We start from the raw sequence: 18,385 nt of genomic DNA, 5'->3' as shown, positions 1-18,385 counted from the left end.
AATCTTAAATAACTATTTTATGATCAACAAGCGTTGGAAAATTAGAGAAGTTGAAGACTCATTTACAATCAAAACTCTTTCTGAATCACTGAACATTTCTGAAGTTCTTGCAAAACTTCTTGTTCAGCGTAATATCAAAACATTCTATCAGGCAAAAAAGTTTTTCCGTCCTTCTTTAGAATACCTGCACGATCCGTTTTTAATGAGAGGAATGGATGTCGCAACCCGCCGTGTAATTCAGGCAATTACTGAAAATCAGTTAATATTCATTTACGGTGATTATGATGTTGATGGAACCTGTGCAACTTCGTTGTTATATCTCTTTCTGAAAGAGCTTGATGCTAATGTTGATTTTTATATTCCCAAAAGACTTGAAGAAGGATACGGACTTTCCAAAGAAGGAATTGATTTCATTAAATCCAAAGATGCATCACTTGTAATTACAGTAGATTGCGGAATTACTGCTGTTGAAGAAACCGATTATGCCAAATCTCTTGAGCTTGATGTGATTATTTGCGATCATCATCAACCAAAAGATGAAATTCCAAAAGCGCTTGCTGTACTTGACCCTCTGATTCCCGAATGTAATTATCCATTTAAATATCTTTCAGGAGCGGGAGTAGCATTCAAATTAGCGCAAGGTGTTTCAGAAAAAATTGGCAAGCGTGAATTACCATTGGAATATCTCGATTTAGTTGCACTTGCCGGTGCAGCAGATATTGTCCCTCTTACTGATGAAAACAGGATTCTTGTTAAAACTGGTCTTGACAAAATAAATCAAAGTCCTCGTGCAGGTATTGAAGCTCTGATTAAAAGTGCCGGACTTCAACCAGGAACTTTAACTTCAGGCCAGGTTGTCTTTACAATTGCACCAAGAATAAATGCTGTGGGAAGATTAGGTGATGCACGACGAGCCGTTCAACTGCTTATTACAAACAATCCTGATGAAGCACACGAACTTGCAAAAGTTCTTGAAAGCGAAAATTATGAAAGAAGAAAAATTGATGTTGATACTTTTGATGATGCTAATCAACTTGTTGAAAATTGCATTGACCTCAAAAATGAACTTGCAATTATTCTTCACCAGGAAGAATGGCATCCGGGAGTAATAGGTATTGTTGCTTCGAGATTAGTTGAAAAGTATTATCGTCCAACAATTATGCTTACGACTATTGACGGAGTAGCAAAAGGTTCTGCACGAAGCATAAGTAATTTTAATATTTATGAAGCACTACAGAAATGTGAAGATATTCTTCTTCACTTTGGAGGTCATCAGGCAGCAGCAGGACTTGCAGTTGAAATTGATAAGCTTGAAGAATTTAAAGCCAGATTTAATGAGATTGTTAAATCCACAATAACCGAAGAAGATTTATATCCGGAAATTCTGATTGACTCAACAATTAAATTTTCTGAGATTACTCCAAAATTTATGCGTGTTTTAGATCAGTTTTCTCCATTTGGTCCGGAAAATATGCGACCAGTATTTTTAAGTGAAGGAGTTGAGCTTTCCGGATGGCCAAAGCTAGTTGGCAACAATCATCTTGTTGCATCATTCAAACAGAATTCGGCTCTTAAAGTATTTGATAGCATTGGTTTTAACCTTGGCGAATATTTAGATTTGCTTTTGAAAAATCAGCGTTCAAAGTTCGATATTGTCTATATTCTGGATAAGGTTATTAAAGACGAAAAGGTTTATCCACAATTAAAATTAAGAGATATCAGATTACACGAATAAGAAATTAAACAGGAGATAATTCGATGTCAGGTCATTCAAAATGGGCTACAATTAAAAGAAAAAAAGCCGCACTCGATGCTAAAAAAGGAAAAATTTTTACGAAGCTTATTAAAGAAATTACAATTGCTGCAAGACAAGGTGGTGGTGATCCGGCAGGTAATCCAAGACTTCGGCTTGCAATTGATAATGCTAAATCAGAAAACATGCCTGCTGAAAATATTGAACGTGCAATAAAGAAAGCTACCGGTGAGCTTGAAGGAGTTACATATCACGAGTTAACTTATGAAGGCTATGGTCCCGCTGGAGTTGCGATGCTCGTTGAAGTGGCAACAGATAATAAGAACAGAACCGTTGCCGAAGTTCGACACATATTCAGTAAGCACGGCGGCTCACTCGGTGAAACCGGCTCTGTTGCATGGATGTTTGAAAGAAAAGGTGTTATTACTATTCCGAAACAGGATAAATCTGAAGATGATATTCTTGCAATTGTTCTCGATGCCGGCGCAGATGATCTGCAGACTGAAGAAGAATTTTACGAAATCACAACATCTATCGAAAATTTTGAACCTGTAAGAAAAGCTCTGCAGGAAAATAATCTTAAGGTTGATAATGCATCTCTTCAGTGGATTGCAAAAAACACAATTGAAGTAAAAGGTGAAGATGCTGAAAAAGTAATGAAACTAATAGAAGCTCTTGAAGATTGTGATGATGTGCAGAATGTTTATTCAAATGCTGATATTGATGAAGCATCAATAAAATAAATTTTAATTTTTCTGGTGGGATTTTTACTTAACAGTTTAAATTTCACCAGATTTTTATTTATAAAATTATGACAATCATTGGAATCGATCCCGGAACAAATATTACAGGTTACGGGATAATAAAATTCTCCGGCGGTTCATTGAAAAGAATTGACAGCGGAATTATCAGATTACCATCCTCAAAATCAATTCACAAAAGACTTGAAATTATTTATGATGAGCTGTATAAATTATTAAAACTTTATAAGCCGGATGAGTTTGCAATCGAAACAGCATTCTATGGAAAGAATGTTCAGTCAGCGATGAAAATAGGTTATGCAAGAGGAGTATCAATTCTTGCAGCTGTTCATAACGGGATTAGTGTAAGCGAGTATTCGCCAAGAGAAGTGAAAAAATCAGTTGTAGGAAAAGGCGCAGCTTCAAAACAACAAGTGAATTATATGATTAAAAATATTCTTGGCTTATCCGAAGCAAAGATGAAGTCTGATGAAAGTGATGCATTAGCAATAGCTATTTGTCATGCATTTCGCCTTAAGCGTACAAAGTCTGTTAAGAATGATTGGAAAACTTTTATAGAAGCTTTTCCCGAAAGAGTAATCAGCTAAAGGAATTTAATCGTGATAGGATATCTAAGAGGAAAAATAATTTCTGCAAAACCAACTCAGATAATTCTGGATGTAAATGGTGTAGGTTATCTTGTAAACATTTCAATCAGCACCTTCGAAAAAATTTCTGACCAAAATGAAATTTCACTTTTCATTCACACTCATGTCCGCGAAGATGCTCTATCTCTTTATGGATTTTACACCGAAGTTGAAAAAGAAATGTTCGAGCTTCTTATTTCAATCAGTGGAATTGGACCTAAAGTAGCACTAAGTATTTTATCCGGAATTTCTGTCGATGAACTTCAGAATGCAATTCAGACAGAGAATGTTTCCAGATTAGTTTCTGTGCCCGGCGTCGGAAGAAAAACTGCTGAAAGAGTTGTGTTGGAACTTAAAAGTAAAGTTGGATTTATCGAAACTGCAGTTACAAAAGGTTTTGATTATACTATTAAGCAGGAAGCCGTGCTTGCCTTATCAACTTTAGGATATAACCAGAAGGTAGCAGAAAAAATTGTAAGAGAATTACTTAATGAAAATCCTAAACTTTCACTTGAAGATTTAATCAGAAAATCTCTTTCGGAACTAAACAAATAAAAATCAGGAAACACTACAACTCAAAGTTACAAGCCCTTCAATTCCTGCTTCAAGTTTATCGCCTTTATTCACTTTACCAACTCCTTTTGGTGTTCCGGTAAAAATCAAATCGCCTTCTTCAAGAGTCATAAGTGAAGAAACATATTCAACAAGTTCTGCAGGTTTAAACATCATTTTAGCAAGTGGATCTTTCTGTTTGTATTCACCATTAACTTTAAGATAAATTTCTTCATTAAGTGAAAGTTGATATTCTGATTTAAAAATGAAATCAGAAATAACTGCAGAAGTATCAAAGCATTTTGCAATAGTCCAGGGATGACCTTTTTTCTTAAGTTCGGATTGAACATCGCGTAAAGTCATATCCAGTCCTACACCATAAGCAAGAATTGCATCCTCAGAAGTTTGATGATCTGCATTTTTTATTGTTTTGCCAATAAGAAGAACCAGTTCAACTTCGTGATGCATATCGTTTGAAAATGCCGGATAGAGAATCGTTTCACCCGAATAAATCACTGCACTTGCTGGCTTAAGAAATACAACCGGTTTTTCAGGAATTTCATTTCCAAGTTCGTGAATATGTTCGACATAATTTCGACCGACACAAACAATTTTTCTTATTGGTATTTGACGATTTGAGTTTTTGATTTTAGCAGTCTTCATATATTTTTTTAGAGGTTGCTGTTAATAGATTATCCACTTCGGTTAATTTCATAATCTAAATTATTAGAACAATTAAAAATATTATTACAGCAACCTCTAATCAAATATTTAGGAATTATCTCAGCAACACCATCTTCCTGGTAGCATTAAAGTCTTCCGTTTTAAGATGATAGAAGTAAACTCCACTTGACAGATCACCTAAATAAACATTTATAGAATAGCTTCCCGCTTCTTTTGGTTCATCAACAATAGTTTTGATATTTCTGCCAAGTATGTCGTAAATAGTTAATGTTACCTGAGTTGATTTGGGTAAATCGAAACTTATTGTTGTGCTTGGGTTGAATGGGTTAGGGTAGTTCTGATACAAACTGAATTCCTTCGGGATAATTTTGATTCTTTCATTTTCTATCGATTTTCCTCTTGTACTTAACAATTCTGATATTATTTCTGAATAAGAAGAGTTTGTAGAAGTGGTTAAATATCCCGCTGCTCTTTTACCAACCAAAGTATCGGGTTCAATTAACAATGATGTTGTTAGTATGTCAATCATTCTGTATAGAGCAATATCATTATTTGACGCATTTTGAATATCGCTTTCAAACCTTGCCAATGCTTCTTCATAATTCTTTGACCACACAAAACATAAACTTGATAAATGTTTTAACACACCTATCATTATACTATCTGTTTGAATAGATGATTTCAGTAGATAAAACTGATGAAGCTGATTAAATTCATCTGGGGCTGAGTTTGTTATTGTTGCAATTTCATACAAACGTAAATATGCTTTAAGACTGTTTCTAAGTGTTCCGTATAGTTCAATAATGTTTTCATATTTATTCTTTGCCTGCGTAAATGACTTTGCATAGAAATAACTATTTGCCATTGCATATCTAGTTTCTATGTCCGACAATTGAGAAATGTTATTCATACTTGAATAAACAGTATCAAACACTTCACCATTTTGATCTGTAAGCAAAAGAATTTCTGAACCTGAAGAATAATTGCAGGGTTCGTTAAGATATCCTTCGTATTCAACGGTAATATTTTCCCCAAATCTTCCTTCCGGATTATGGTTGTTTATTTCACCCCAATAATTTTCTGCTGCATAGATTGTTTCTTCAATATGATCACCATCAATCAGGTAAAGATAATTGCAATGCAAAGCAGGGTCCTCTCTGTCATCAGCGATTGTATTGCAGCCGCCTTTAAGCTGAATATTTGAATTGGATAAATATATTTCACTGTAACTTGGGAAAAAATTACAAAGTCCGTTTTCTCTGATTGTATTATAACCGGAAACAGGATAAACATCATCATTGATTATAGTATATGAAAGATTAGGGTTCGAATAAGCTCCCACATAAATTCCATTTTCTGTATTTGAAGTTAATACATTTGCACCAATATTTGGTGAAGAACTCCCAAGCTCAATTCCATATTTAAACCCAGAAATACTATTTCCTCTTATTTCTCCATTGCAAGAAATAAGAGAGATTCCGGCGCCGGGAATATTCTGCTGCTGAAGTGATAGATTATTTGATATAATATGAGGATATGAAATCTGTGATAAGAAAATTCCTGTTTTTTGCAGAGATGAAATTTGTGAAGAAGAGTTGAACTGGTTATTGATTATTCTGATTCCATTCCCATTAGCAGCATTTATACCAAATGATTTAAAGTCAAAAAATGAATTATTGCGGATTAGCGGATTAAGATTATTAAGATTCAGAAGGTAAACGCATTCATTATAACCCGTGAATGAACAATTTTCTATTTTAAGGGAAGAAATCGATAAATCATTATTAGCCGTTGCAAATGATACAGAATAAACCGGTAATTCAGTTATTGGACATAAAAAATTACAGTTTTTTATTGTAATATTTTGATCTCGATTGACAGTTAAAGCTTCATCTGAATTCTTAATAATATAGATTCCTTTTAAAGTATTAAAGTATGAGTTCCTGATATTTAAATTTTTTATTTCATTGATTTTTACAGCAATACCATTTATCGCATCCGATACAAAATTACAACTATCTATTGTCAGGTTTCTCACTCCGACAGCATTTATGCCAACATTTGAAAAATTATTAAAATTATTATTTGAAATTAGTGCATCAACATCATTTAAATCTTTATCGATATCTAAAAAAATTAAGGGTCTAATAACATCTATAGTATAGTGAAAATTATTATCTGTGATTTCCAAAAAATGTATTCTATTTCTGCTTGAATGTATATTTAAAACAGAATTGATAAAACTACAATTAGTTATTTTAAGAGAATCAATCTTATCAAAAATAATGTCAGCAATAGAATCAGATCCATTAAAAATTATACGATTGTTTGCAGTACCGATTGAAACAAATATACCAGAAAATCTTAATTCTGAATTATATTTTTTGATAATTTCAGTACCCGCTAAAATATTTAATACACCTTCACTTATAAATTTTGAATTATTAAAAAAGCTTAAACTTGAATTAAAACCAACTGCTATTTCACCTTTGGAATTCACTAAGGAATTCCCATTTAATACTAATGCAGCATTGTCTCCAACATACAAAAAACCGTTTGCTGTCAAGTTGATTTTTGAATAGCCGGAAAGAATCAATGTGTTATTGCTTTCTATTATCAAACTACCATTGACAATGATATTACTATTTCGTTTTAAGTTAAAAGCCAAACCGCCTGCAATTGTAAGAGTTTTTCCTTCCGGAACGATTATTCTGCCGACAAAATCTCCACCAGTAATAGTTGTATCAGAAGTAACGGTTATAGTTTCATAGTTATAAATCCTTGTTAATGGATCTCCAACAATAACATTTCTCCATGCTAACATAGACATCCCCTGATAGGCGGCATCTATCTGATTATATCCAATTGCATAATATGGAAAATAAATGTTATCCTTTATTACACCCGTGGTAAAAGGTTCCCAAACATGACCAGCACCGCCTGTTCCGCCCATTAATAAAAATTCTGTCATTAATCCTTGTACTCTCGGTCTTATAGTTCCAATGCTCCATCCGTTATAGGATTCATAAGTATTGAATATAGCACCATTAGCATAGTTAAAATCCAGAGTGTCCTGAATATAAGTGATTGGCATCCCTTGATGAACGCCTGCAGAAGTGTAACCGATAACGCTATCCAAGCTTGTTGTTATCCATTCAGTTATGTTATTATTATATTTAGTAGAAAATCCTAAATAGTTTAACTTGTTATAAGCCTCAGTAATATCTCCGCTACCTGGTCCTCCTCCATCTAAAATCCATGTTTTTTCTCCGGATTTGTCTGCATTAACAGACTTATCAATAATATCTGTAATAATTTCATAGCTTAGCCCATCGAGTCTGCTGACAAGATATGATAATTTATAGTTCCAACCATTCCATGTACCTGTATAATGATCGGGTAAAAATCTTGCGTTCATTTGATAGTCGGGGTCTTGATTAAAATATGGATTTGATATAAATGGTATAGAGTAACAATCAGGAGCTGATGGATCGCACGAGGCGTAGCATTGCGTGGTATAAGCGTTAAATATTGCTTCTACAAAATCATCATAATTTGGTGTGTTAAGCATTGCTAATAGTCCATCTATACTGATATTACCCGGCACACTCCAATCACCTACAGCTTGAATTTTGTAAGGAACCCCTTGGCACATTACAATATAACGTATAGTTTCTGTGAGGTTATTGTTTACCAAATGGGTTCTGATGGGGTTTGCAACCTCTTCAATAAAATACTGCCAGGCGTGGAATTTTGCCGTGTCAACACAATGAGTAGAATCCCATTTTGCCCAGGTTGAATCCACTATATTTTGGTCATCAAAGCCAAGCTTTACAATATGCGGGTCTGACCAGTCGCCTACGCTTATTGGCTTGCGGGGGAGGTCTAATTCAACAACATTCGTTGGATAAGGTATTCCCCTTGCATTAACATAATAATGCATAATAGAATCCGACAATGCAACATTTCTATTGTAAACCACCAAAACATTCTCAGGACCTGGAATGTTTGCATTGGTTTGTCCATCTGCTATGTTATGATAGCAGAGAAGAAAGAAGAAATAAGAAAGAATAATATGTTTCATACATCCTCCTTGTATTATTTTATTATAGTTAGTTTATTAACGACAGTGAAACCACTGCCGGTTATCATCTTATAGAAATATACCCCTGAACTAATGCCTTCAGAAGTTAACATAACGGAATAGTATCCTGCTTCCATTTCCTGTTCTTTAATTTTTTTTATTTCTCTTCCAGTAATATCATATAATATTATCTTTACAAATGTCTTTTCCGGTAAGTTAAAATCTATGTTTGTGGTAGGATTGAAAGGATTAGGGTAGTTTTGCGAAAGATAAAAATTAAGCTTGTTTATGTAATCAACTTCTATCTCATCACTATATTCATACTGACCATTGAAGTCAATTTGTTTTAAACGGTATTTATATTTACCGAAATAAGATAAATTATCATTATAGTAGTAATGCTTTATTGATGTAGAGGTCCCCACACCATTGATAAAAGCTAAATTTGTCCAATCAAATTCATCCTCTTTTTTTCTTTGAATAAAAAATCCTTGATTGTTGGTTTCTGTAGCAGTAATCCATTTCAAAGTAACTATATTTCCCTCAAGCTCAGAATTAAAACTAATTAGTTCTACCGGCACATCTTCATCAAAATATTTTATAACTAACCCTAAATCACCAACTGCATAACCTAGCCCTGCTCCGAGTAAACTAATCCCATTTATTCTTACCCCATTTAATTCATTGAAGTCTTTCCAGTCTTCACCAGCATTTAAAGAGCGATAAGTTTTGAATCCTGTAATAAAGATAATATCATCATAATGACTAAATCTTGCTGCTATGCTAAAACCTGTTATACCAAGGATTATATTCCATGTAATACCTCCATCTATAGACTTATATAATATATTGCTTTCAACAATAAACCCATTTAAAAAATTTCGAAAATAGATATCCCGACTAAAACCAATATTTATATTACTTTGATGAACCCAATTATTTCCTCCGTCAGTAGTTTTATAAGGCCTTGCATTTGAATTAGCTGTCCAACCATATAACGAATCAACAAAATAAATACTAGAAAAAATAACACTAATACCTGCATTCAACTGAGCAAACCAGTTTTCTCCAGAATCAGTTGTTTTAAGTATTCCTCCTCTTGTGGTTACTGCCCAGCCGGTTGTTGGGTTAATAAAGAAAAACCTGTTTATCAATCCTATTGTATCTGTTAACCCTGTTCTGTTTACAACATACCAGCTATTACCTGCATCTGTTGTCTTTACTATTCTTGCGGGCATACCACCTCCAAAGCCTGTTAAGCTGTCTGTAAATATCACACATCTTAACGACCCGGTAAACGCATTGGAAGGGAAATTTGGCAAGCCAAACCAGGTTATTCCTCCGTCTGTGGTTTTGTATAATGGTCCGCCAGTCCATCTTCCATCTGCTGCATAACCCGTAAGTTCATCTGTAAAGAAAACATCAACAAATTGTGCATTAAGGAATAACCCTTCCCAGTTGTCATATCCTCCTGTGGTTTTGTTTATCCATAAGGTGCTTCCAACCGAGTAACCAATTCCACCGGGCAGCAGTTCAAGTTCCCATTCACTTAAATTTGGTGATGGAGGACTAAACCAGGTTACACCTCTATTAGTAGTTTTTCTTATTCCCCAGCTATCTCCTCCGTAAGTACCTATCGTATAACCTGTATCAGCATTTATAAATTTTATGCTGTTAAGTTCATCGTGCTGCAGGCGGTTGTTTTGTACCCAGTTTATTCCGCCGTTACTGCTGTAAACATTCTTTCCGTTAAATCCTGCTGCTGCTATATGCAGAGAATCAATTATATCTATCGCATATAATGCGCTTGCATCACCTGCCTGGTGTTCAGTCCAGGTGTTTCCTCCATCAGTTGTCTTTAATATTTTTCCTCCTCCACAGGCAATCATTCCATATTGTTCATTAAGAAAATCTATTGCCCAGTAATGTGCATTTAATCCTGCACTAACAGACTGCCAGCTTAATCCTGCATCTGTTGTTTTTAGTAAAGTCTGGTTTAATCCGCAGGCAAAACCCAAAGTATCATTCAGCATTTGCAATCCCCATAGGTCATTTGTTGTTCCGCTTGGTATTTGTTCAAATGTTTCTCCTCCATCACTTGAGCGAAGTATCATTCCATTATAACCTGCTGCTATTACTATTTGTCCATCAAAAGAATGCACTTTAAGAAGAAGTGTTGTTGTATTTGTTTCTGAGATTGTCCAGTCATCTCCTCCATTAGTTGTTTTGATAACAGCACCCAAATTCCCGACTGCCCAGCCAATATCAGTATTGACAAAGTGAACACCAAAATAAGTTACTCTTGGTATCCGGGGATGAAGTTCTGTCCATACTCCTGTGCTTTCTATTGGGAATAATCTTCTTTTTTCTTCAAGCATATCTTTATCTGAGTAGTATTCATCATAGCTTATGTATCCTTCCTGCAATGCTATGCCGCGGCGGTATTGGATGGGTTTGGATTTGGCTGTATCCTCTTGCCGGGCAATAATAAAATCACATAGTGACAAGCAATTCAACAATAAATAAATTATTATTATGCTCTTTCCCGTATAATGGGATTTTACTGTGTTTAACATTTCCTTATCTCCAAATCGTTGTTCTTAATACTTTTAAACTTAAATTAAAATTTCATAAGCCTCACCACATTTACCGCAGGTATGTTGCGGGCGGTGGTGTAGTATTGCATAACTGAATCGAAAACCCAGCCTAAAGTATCCATAGGTCCGGTTGGTTGCTTATAAACTACCAAGACGTTTTCGGGTCCGGGTATGTTAGCATAGGTCTGTGCTTTTGCAAGACTATTGCAAAGAAGAATGAAGAAACAGAAAACAATGAAATGTTTCATATCAGTGCTCCTTATTTTATTTGTGTTATTTTGATTACTGCACTGTATCCAGTGCTTGTTATCATTCTTACAAAATATATCCCCGACGGGAGCTTAACATTTTCTAATGTCGTTGTATATATTCCTTTCTCTTTTTCCTCATTTACCAATTCTAAAATCTTTTCACCTTTTATATCATATATTGAAATGTTAATCTGGCTTTTTACGGGAACTTGATAATCAATTATTGTTAATGAATTAAAGGGATTAGGATAGTTTTGAAATAATTGGTAGGATGTAATAGTTAAATCAGAATTAACCTCTATAACTTTTGAATACTCGAAACTGCCGTTAAAATCTAATTGCTTCAATCTGTAGTATTGAATTTCAGACGGAATTTCATTATCAGTAAATGAGTAATAATTTAAGTTTGTAGTTGTACCACCACCTTCGACAAAACCCAAAGTAAACCAGTTTTCTTTATCAAATGATTTTTCAATTTCAAAACCTTTATTGTTAAGTTCCGATGCTGTTTGCCAGGTTAAAATTATTTTGTTGTTTTGAGTTCTTCCTTCAAAGGATATTAATTTCACAGGTATATATGTTGTGTCATCGTATCTTAAAATTAAGCCAATGCTACCTCCAGCATACCCAATAATGTCGGTAATAGCAGAAAAACCACTAAACCCAGTGGGTACATCATTACTTAAATCAATCCAATTATTTCCTGCATTGTATGTTATATATGTTTTATACAAAATAATATTTGACACAACGGAACCAGCTACCATCCAATGAGATTCATCAGGAAAAAGATAAATGCTTGATGCACCTAAGATTGCGGGAATCCCTGTCCAGTTTAATCCACCATTTGTAGTTTTAAAAAGTGAAGTATTAAGTGATGACCGACGGGCTACCCAGCCAGTATCTAAGTTTTGGAAATAAACATCTGTTGAAAAGGTAAATGGTATATCTGTTCTTTGAATCCAGTTCTCTCCCCCATCAGTAGTTTGATGAACATATCGTGAGGTTGCCCATCCATTGAAACTATCAACAAAAAATATGCTTGTAAAGCTGTCATTGATATGAGTAAACTGCACAACCCAATTATCGCCGCCATCTGTTGTTTTATAAATATTACTTCCTCCTACTGCCCAGCCAATTAAAGGATTAATGAAAAAGATTTTAGTTGCCTGCCCTGCGCCATTTGTTGCATACCAGTTTTCTCCACCATCTGTTGTTTTATATATTGTACTGCTACCTGAAAATCCTGTTAGACTATCCAGAAATAAAATATCATAATTCCACTCCGGGCTGTTTTCTATTATTTCATAAGTAATGCCTCCATCTTCTGTCTTATATAGTTTTTCGCCAAGTGATGCGCTTGCAAAAAAGCCTTTCATCTCATTTATAAAAAATACATCGCTCCAGTTTTTATTAAGAAATAAATTATAACCTTTGTTAAATCCATCTTCTGTTTTTGTTACAGTTAAGCCAGCTCCAACTCCATAACCCAGGTCTTCATTAAGCAACTCAAACTGCCATTCTCCTGCAGCACCAAATCCGGGATTAAACCAGCTTTGTCCTCTGTCTGTGGTTTTGTGCAAATGTACTGTTCCTAGTGTAATATATCCTGTATCCCTGTTAATGTATTGTATCCAGTTTATTGATAATGCTGTGTATTGGTTTTCTGTCCAGGTTGCTCCACCATCACTGCTGTAAACATTCTTTCCATAATTTCCCGCTGCTGCTATGTGTAAGCTGTCTATTATATCTATTGTGTATAAATCCTGTGTGCTGCCTGCCTGGTACTCTGTAAAACTTTGTCCTCCGTTTGTTGTCTTTAATACTCTTCCCTGACTACAGGCAATCATAAAATAGTCTTTTGTTAAGAAATCAAACTGCCAGTAGTGATAATTATATCCTGTAACAACCGCCTGCCAGCTTAAGCCCGCATCTGTTGTTTTTAACAGAGTATTATTTCTTCCGCATATCCAGCCAAGTGTATCGTTCAGCATCTTGACTCCCCACAACTCCTGTGTGGTTATGCCTGTTAATAAACTAAAACTTTCTCCTCCATCAGATGAGCGTAGTATTGTTCCGTTATGCCCTACGACTATTACGACCTGTCCGTTGTAGCTGTGTACTTTAAGAAGTATTTCACCTGTTGGTGTTGGAATTGTTTTCCAGCTTTGTCCGGCATTTGTGGTTTTTATTACTGCTCCCCATAATCCAACTGCCCAGCCAGTGTCAGGATTTATAAAATCAACACCTATGTAATCAACTCTTGGCACTTTGGGGTTTAGTTCTGTCCAAACGCCTGTGCTTCTTAACGGGAAATATTTTTCTTTATCATTTGTGTGGTAGTTTTCAAGAAATGTATTATCGTTTCTCTTGTAGTGAAGCGTTTTTTGAGTTGTATCCTGCACTTGCGCAATAACAAATGGGCATTCATTTATTAAAAGCAAACTAATTATCATTATACATATTTTTAATAATTTTTTCATCTCTTCCTCAATTGCTGTTTTAGTTATTCTTACAGTTACATAAAACTAAGTATTTTGTTCTATTCTTTCTACTAAAAGTGCATCTTCATTTTCCATTGTTTCACCGAGATGAGTTAGTAAATTGGCACATATAACATTCGTTCCTCTGCTGTCGGCATCTTCTTTCCGTGCGTCAATTCGGAAAGGCACTCCTTTGCAAAGTACAATAAATCTTATTTTATTTTTGAGAGTATCACCATTAACAACTGTGGTTTTGAGGTAATTTGCAATTGGTTTAGCAATCCTTTCATTAAAGTATAGCCAGGCGTGGATGCTTGGTGTTAAGGAATTCTGATTAATACTATCTCTTATTATTTCGCCTTGCTGGTCTAATATGATCCTGTGAGTTATGTTTGATACGGGGTCGTAAATATCATCGTCTATCAGGTTTGTTAAACCTAAAATATTTGATTCTGGTATTTGCCGTGCATCTTTATAATACTCTTTAACAGAATCTGACACAAATCCTAAAGTATCTGTCAGACCAGTTGGTTCTTTATAAACTACAAGAACATGTTCTGGTCCAGGCGGATCAGCAAAAGTGGGAGTTTGCTGAGCTTCTACAATATGATTGTAGAGAGATAAAAGAAACAGAATTGTAAAAAATTGTTTCATAGTAACCTCCGATTATTTTATGATTGTTAGTTTTTTAACAGCGGTGTATCCGCTGGTTGTTGTCAGCCTATAGAAGTATATACCAGAGCTTAATTCACCTCCTTTCAATTTTATGGTATAATATCCAGGCTGTTTTTTTTCGTTAAATAATTCTTTTATCTTTCTTCCAGTTACATCGTATAACGAAATGTTAACAAACGTTTCTTCTGATATTCTATAGTCTATTTTTGTTTCGGGATTAAAAGGGTTGGGGTAATTCTGAGAAAGAAAAAATTCCGAAGGAGTTCCAACTTCAACTTCTAATATATTTGAATATTCAAAAGTTCCATCAAAATCTATTTGCTTTAATCTGTAAAATAATTTTTGAGAATTATTTTCATATAAATTATCAGTAAAAGTATAATTACTAATTTCTGTAGTTGTCCCATTTCCTTCAATAAAATCTATTATTTCCCATTCAGTTTTATTCGTACTTCTTTCAATTTCAAACCCTTTATTATTTAGTTCTGATGCAGTTGACCAGTTTAATATTATATTATTACCATTAACATTTGCAGCAAAAGAAGTCAGCTCTACAGGGACATAAGTTGTGTCATCATATCTTAAGATTAAGCCTAAATTGCCAACAAAGTATCCCAATTTATCATTTGGTGCAGAGAAGCTAACTAATCCTGTTGGTACTTCTTCGGTGAACTCTAACCAGCTATTACCAAAATTATTTGTTATATAATAGCGTGAAAAACCAATGATGAACCAATGAATCGGGTCGGGGAAGAAATAAAATTTTCTAGCTCCTGTAACTTCAAGGATTGGATCCCAGTTTATTCCACTATCAGTTGTTTTAAAAAGTGAATTATTTATGGAAGAATATTTTCCAAACCAGCCGGTATTTATATCTTGGAAATAAACATCATCTGAATTCCAAATAGTCGTATTTGTTTGCTGAACCCAACTATCTCCACCATCAGTGGTTTTATACGGTCTTCCACCAGCCGTCCATCCATAAAGCGAATCAACAAAGTGAATGCTCTGAAAGATAACATTCGCGCCAGCATTCAACTGAGCAAACCAGTTTTCACCAGCATCCGTGGTTTTTAGTATTCCGCCTCTTGTTGTTACTGCCCAGCCGGTTGTTGGGTTAATGAAGAAAAACCTGTTTATCAATCCTATTGTATCTGTTAACCCTGTTCTGTTTACAACATACCAGCTATTACCTGCATCTGTTGTCTTTACTATTCTTGCGGGCATACCACCTCCAAAGCCTGTTAAGCTGTCTGTAAATATCACACATCTTAACGACCCGGTAAACGCATTGGAAGGGAAATTTGGCAAGCCAAACCAGGTTATTCCTCCGTCTGTGGTTTTGTATAATGGTCCGCCAGTCCATCTTCCATCTGCTGCATAACCCGTAAGTTCATCTGTAAAGAAAACATCAACAAATTGTGCATTAAGGAATAACCCTTCCCAGTTGTCATATCCTCCTGTGGTTTTGTTTATCCATAAGGTGCTTCCAACCGAGTAACCAATTCCACCGGGCAGCAGTTCAAGTTCCCATTCACTTAAATTTGCTGATGGAGGACTAAACCAGGTTACACCTCTATTTGTGGTTTTTCTTATTCCCCAGCTATCTCCTCCGTAAGTACCTATCGTATAACCTGTATCAGCATTTATAAATTTTATGCTGTTAAGTTCATCGTGCTGCAGGCGGTTGTTTTGTACCCAGTTTATTCCTCCGTTACTGCTGTAAACATTCTTTCCGTTAAGTCCTGCTGCTACTATATGCAGAGAATCAATTATATCTATCGCATATAAATCATTTGCATCACCTGCCTGGTGTTCTGTCCAGGTGTTTCCTCCATCTGTTGTCTTTAATATTTTTCCTCCTCCACAGGCTATCATTCCATATTGTTCATTAAGAAAATCTATTGCCCAGTAATGTGCATTTAATCCTGCACTAACAGGCTGCCAGGTTAATCCTGCATCTGTTGTTTTTAGTAAAGTCTGGTTTAATCCGCAGGCAAAACCCAAAGTATCATTCAGCATTTGCAATCCCCATAAGTCACCTGTTACTCCGCTGCTAACCTGTGTAAATGTTTCCCCTCCATCTGTTGAGCGGAGTATCATTCCATTGTAACCGCTTGCAATAACAACCACCCCATTATAACTCCGAACTTTTAGTATTAGAGCTGTTGTGTTGGTTTGGCTTACTGTCCAACTACTGCCTCCATTGGTTGTCTTTATCATTGCACCGAGATCACCAGCTGCCCAGCCGGTATCTTTGTTTATGAAATGAATTCCCAGATAATCTACTCTTGGTACTTTGGGATTAAGTTCTGTCCAAACATCTGTGCTTTGTAAGGGAAACTGTCTTCGTTTTTCTTCAAGCATATCTTTACCTGAGTAGTATTCGTCATAGCTTATGTATCCTTCCTGCAATGCTATGCCGCGGCGGTATTGGATGGGTTGTTTGTCTATTGTATCGGGTAAAGTTTGTGACAGGATAAATGAATTCAGCAGAAGATGCAAAAACAGTGCTGCGGAAAAGCATTTGGATTTCATTACTGCTCTCCTTTGGTGATTAGCTTAAATAAAATTATGAAATGGGATTTTAGTTAGCAAGAATTTAATTTAAAAATTATTATGCCCTGAATCTTAGTAAATAAAAACTAACTCAAGTTTTCTGTTTTTTCTTTGTTGCTGCGGGGAATAAAATATTGTTTAATATTAATCTGTAACCGGGTGAGTTTTTATAAAGATTTAAATCAGTTGGCGGATCTCCAACAGCGTGTTGATAATCTTCAGGATCGTGTCCACCGTAGAAAGTAAAAAATCCTCTTCCGAAATTTCCGTGAATGTATTTAACCTGGTCAGTTCCCTGTCGTTCAGCAAGTATTGTAACAGAATTTTTAATAAGATTTTTTCTGAACATTGTTGTCTGACCCATAAACCCACGAATTACATTCACATGATTTTGTGTCAACATCGTCGGCACAGGATCATATTTGGCTGAGAATTCAAACAAAGTGAAATAATCATTTTCCATATTACCAACTTCTAATGGTTGGATGTCAATATCACTATACTCATAAACATAAGGATTCATTTCAAGTTTGAAATTTGTAAATGCAAGCGTCTTGCTGTAATCAAGTTTTGACTGTGCCTGAGGGTCTGCAGGATCACCATCATACATTTGAGCACATATATCAACATTCTCGGCTGCAAGAGCAATATCATAAGAATCAGTTGCGCTGCACATTGCAAAGAGAAATCCTCCCTGCCCGACATAAGATTTAATTGTTCTTGCGACTTCTTTCATCATTTCAGAAACTTTCTTAAAACCGTTCTTCTTTGCATTATTTTCATAAGCGATTTGCTGATCTATATACCATTGAGCATTGCTGAAACTAGCATAAAACTTTCCATACTGTCCTGTAAAATCTTCGTGATGAAGATGCAACCAGTCATACTTTGATAAATCACCACGCAGGATTTCATCATTCCAGATTTTTTCATACGGTACTTTTGCATATTCGAGCACAAGAGTAACTGCATCATCCCAGGGTTGAAATCCTGGCGGAACATAAACAGCTATCTTTGGAGCTTTTTCTAATCTTACAACATCCATATTGTTATCTTCACTTTGAATTTCTGCATAGATTGCGCTTGCATCCGACATTGAAATATTTTCCGAATAAACTCCTTCAACCAGGCATTCAGTTGCGATTTCATTTGAGTAATCTATAAGAAACGAGCCGCCGCGGTAATTCAGTAACCAATCGGCTTTATAACCTTTTTCCAATGCGTGATAAGTTATTCCATAAGCTTTGAGATGATCGGTTTGTTGTAAATCCATAGGAATAAAAATTTTTCCTTGTGGAAAAGAAAAAGATGAAATTAAAATTAAAGCGGAGATTATCTGGGTAATTTTCATAAATATTAA

Annotated in this window: 12 protein-coding genes; 4 read left to right on the top strand and 8 right to left on the bottom strand. The window is 35.1% G+C overall.

Annotated features, from left to right (window positions below; translation table 11 throughout):
• Positions 1–19: 19 nt before the first annotated feature.
• The 4 genes from recJ to ruvA all read left to right on the top strand — a co-directional run bounded on the left by recJ (position 20) and on the right by ruvA (position 3,695).
• Positions 20–1,735, top strand: coding sequence for a single-stranded-DNA-specific exonuclease RecJ (gene recJ / locus Q0X14_RS12055; RefSeq protein WP_297838891.1), 1,716 nt, complete (start codon positions 20–22; stop codon positions 1,733–1,735).
• A gap of 23 nt (positions 1,736–1,758) precedes the next feature.
• Complete coding sequence (locus Q0X14_RS12050; protein ID WP_297838888.1) at positions 1,759–2,496, top strand: YebC/PmpR family DNA-binding transcriptional regulator; 738 nt, start codon at positions 1,759–1,761, stop codon at positions 2,494–2,496.
• Between the two features lie 68 nt (positions 2,497–2,564).
• On the top strand, positions 2,565–3,101 hold the full coding sequence (gene ruvC / locus Q0X14_RS12045) for a crossover junction endodeoxyribonuclease RuvC (RefSeq protein WP_297838885.1): 537 nt from the start codon (positions 2,565–2,567) through the stop codon (positions 3,099–3,101).
• Positions 3,102–3,113: 12 nt separating this feature from the next.
• Complete coding sequence (gene ruvA, locus Q0X14_RS12040; protein ID WP_297838883.1) at positions 3,114–3,695, top strand: Holliday junction branch migration protein RuvA; 582 nt, start codon at positions 3,114–3,116, stop codon at positions 3,693–3,695.
• 3 nt (positions 3,696–3,698) lie between these two features.
• Here ruvA and Q0X14_RS12035 read toward each other — a convergent pair whose 3' ends face one another.
• From Q0X14_RS12035 to Q0X14_RS12000, 8 genes are all read right to left on the bottom strand, one after another.
• Positions 3,699–4,355, bottom strand: coding sequence for a fumarylacetoacetate hydrolase family protein (locus tag Q0X14_RS12035; protein ID WP_297838880.1), 657 nt, complete (start codon positions 4,353–4,355; stop codon positions 3,699–3,701).
• Between the two features lie 115 nt (positions 4,356–4,470).
• Positions 4,471–8,460 (bottom strand): TIGR03790 family protein, encoded by a 3,990-nt coding sequence (locus Q0X14_RS12030; RefSeq protein ID WP_297838878.1) that lies wholly within the window; start codon positions 8,458–8,460, stop codon positions 4,471–4,473.
• Positions 8,461–8,474: 14 nt separating this feature from the next.
• Positions 8,475–11,036 (bottom strand): YCF48-related protein, encoded by a 2,562-nt coding sequence (locus tag Q0X14_RS12025; RefSeq protein WP_297838875.1) that lies wholly within the window; start codon positions 11,034–11,036, stop codon positions 8,475–8,477.
• Positions 11,037–11,080: 44 nt separating this feature from the next.
• Positions 11,081–11,305 (bottom strand): hypothetical protein, encoded by a 225-nt coding sequence (locus Q0X14_RS12020; protein ID WP_297838872.1) that lies wholly within the window; start codon positions 11,303–11,305, stop codon positions 11,081–11,083.
• A gap of 11 nt (positions 11,306–11,316) precedes the next feature.
• Positions 11,317–13,791 carry a T9SS type A sorting domain-containing protein gene (locus Q0X14_RS12015; RefSeq protein WP_297838871.1) on the bottom strand — a complete coding sequence of 825 codons (2,475 nt, stop codon included), beginning with the start codon at positions 13,789–13,791 and terminating at the stop codon, positions 11,317–11,319.
• Between the two features lie 45 nt (positions 13,792–13,836).
• Positions 13,837–14,445 (bottom strand): hypothetical protein, encoded by a 609-nt coding sequence (locus Q0X14_RS12010; RefSeq protein WP_297838868.1) that lies wholly within the window; start codon positions 14,443–14,445, stop codon positions 13,837–13,839.
• Between the two features lie 12 nt (positions 14,446–14,457).
• Complete coding sequence (locus Q0X14_RS12005) at positions 14,458–17,004, bottom strand: YCF48-related protein (RefSeq protein WP_297838866.1); 2,547 nt, start codon at positions 17,002–17,004, stop codon at positions 14,458–14,460.
• Positions 17,005–17,116: 112 nt separating this feature from the next.
• Positions 17,117–18,376, bottom strand: coding sequence for an asparagine synthetase B (locus Q0X14_RS12000; RefSeq protein WP_297838863.1), 1,260 nt, complete (start codon positions 18,374–18,376; stop codon positions 17,117–17,119).
• Between the last annotated feature and the right edge of the window lie 9 nt (positions 18,377–18,385).

It is taken from the genome of Ignavibacterium sp. (assembly GCF_025998815.1).
Taxonomy (GTDB): Bacteria; Bacteroidota; Ignavibacteria; order Ignavibacteriales; family Ignavibacteriaceae; genus Ignavibacterium.
This window is presented reverse-complemented; position numbering and strand designations above follow the sequence as displayed.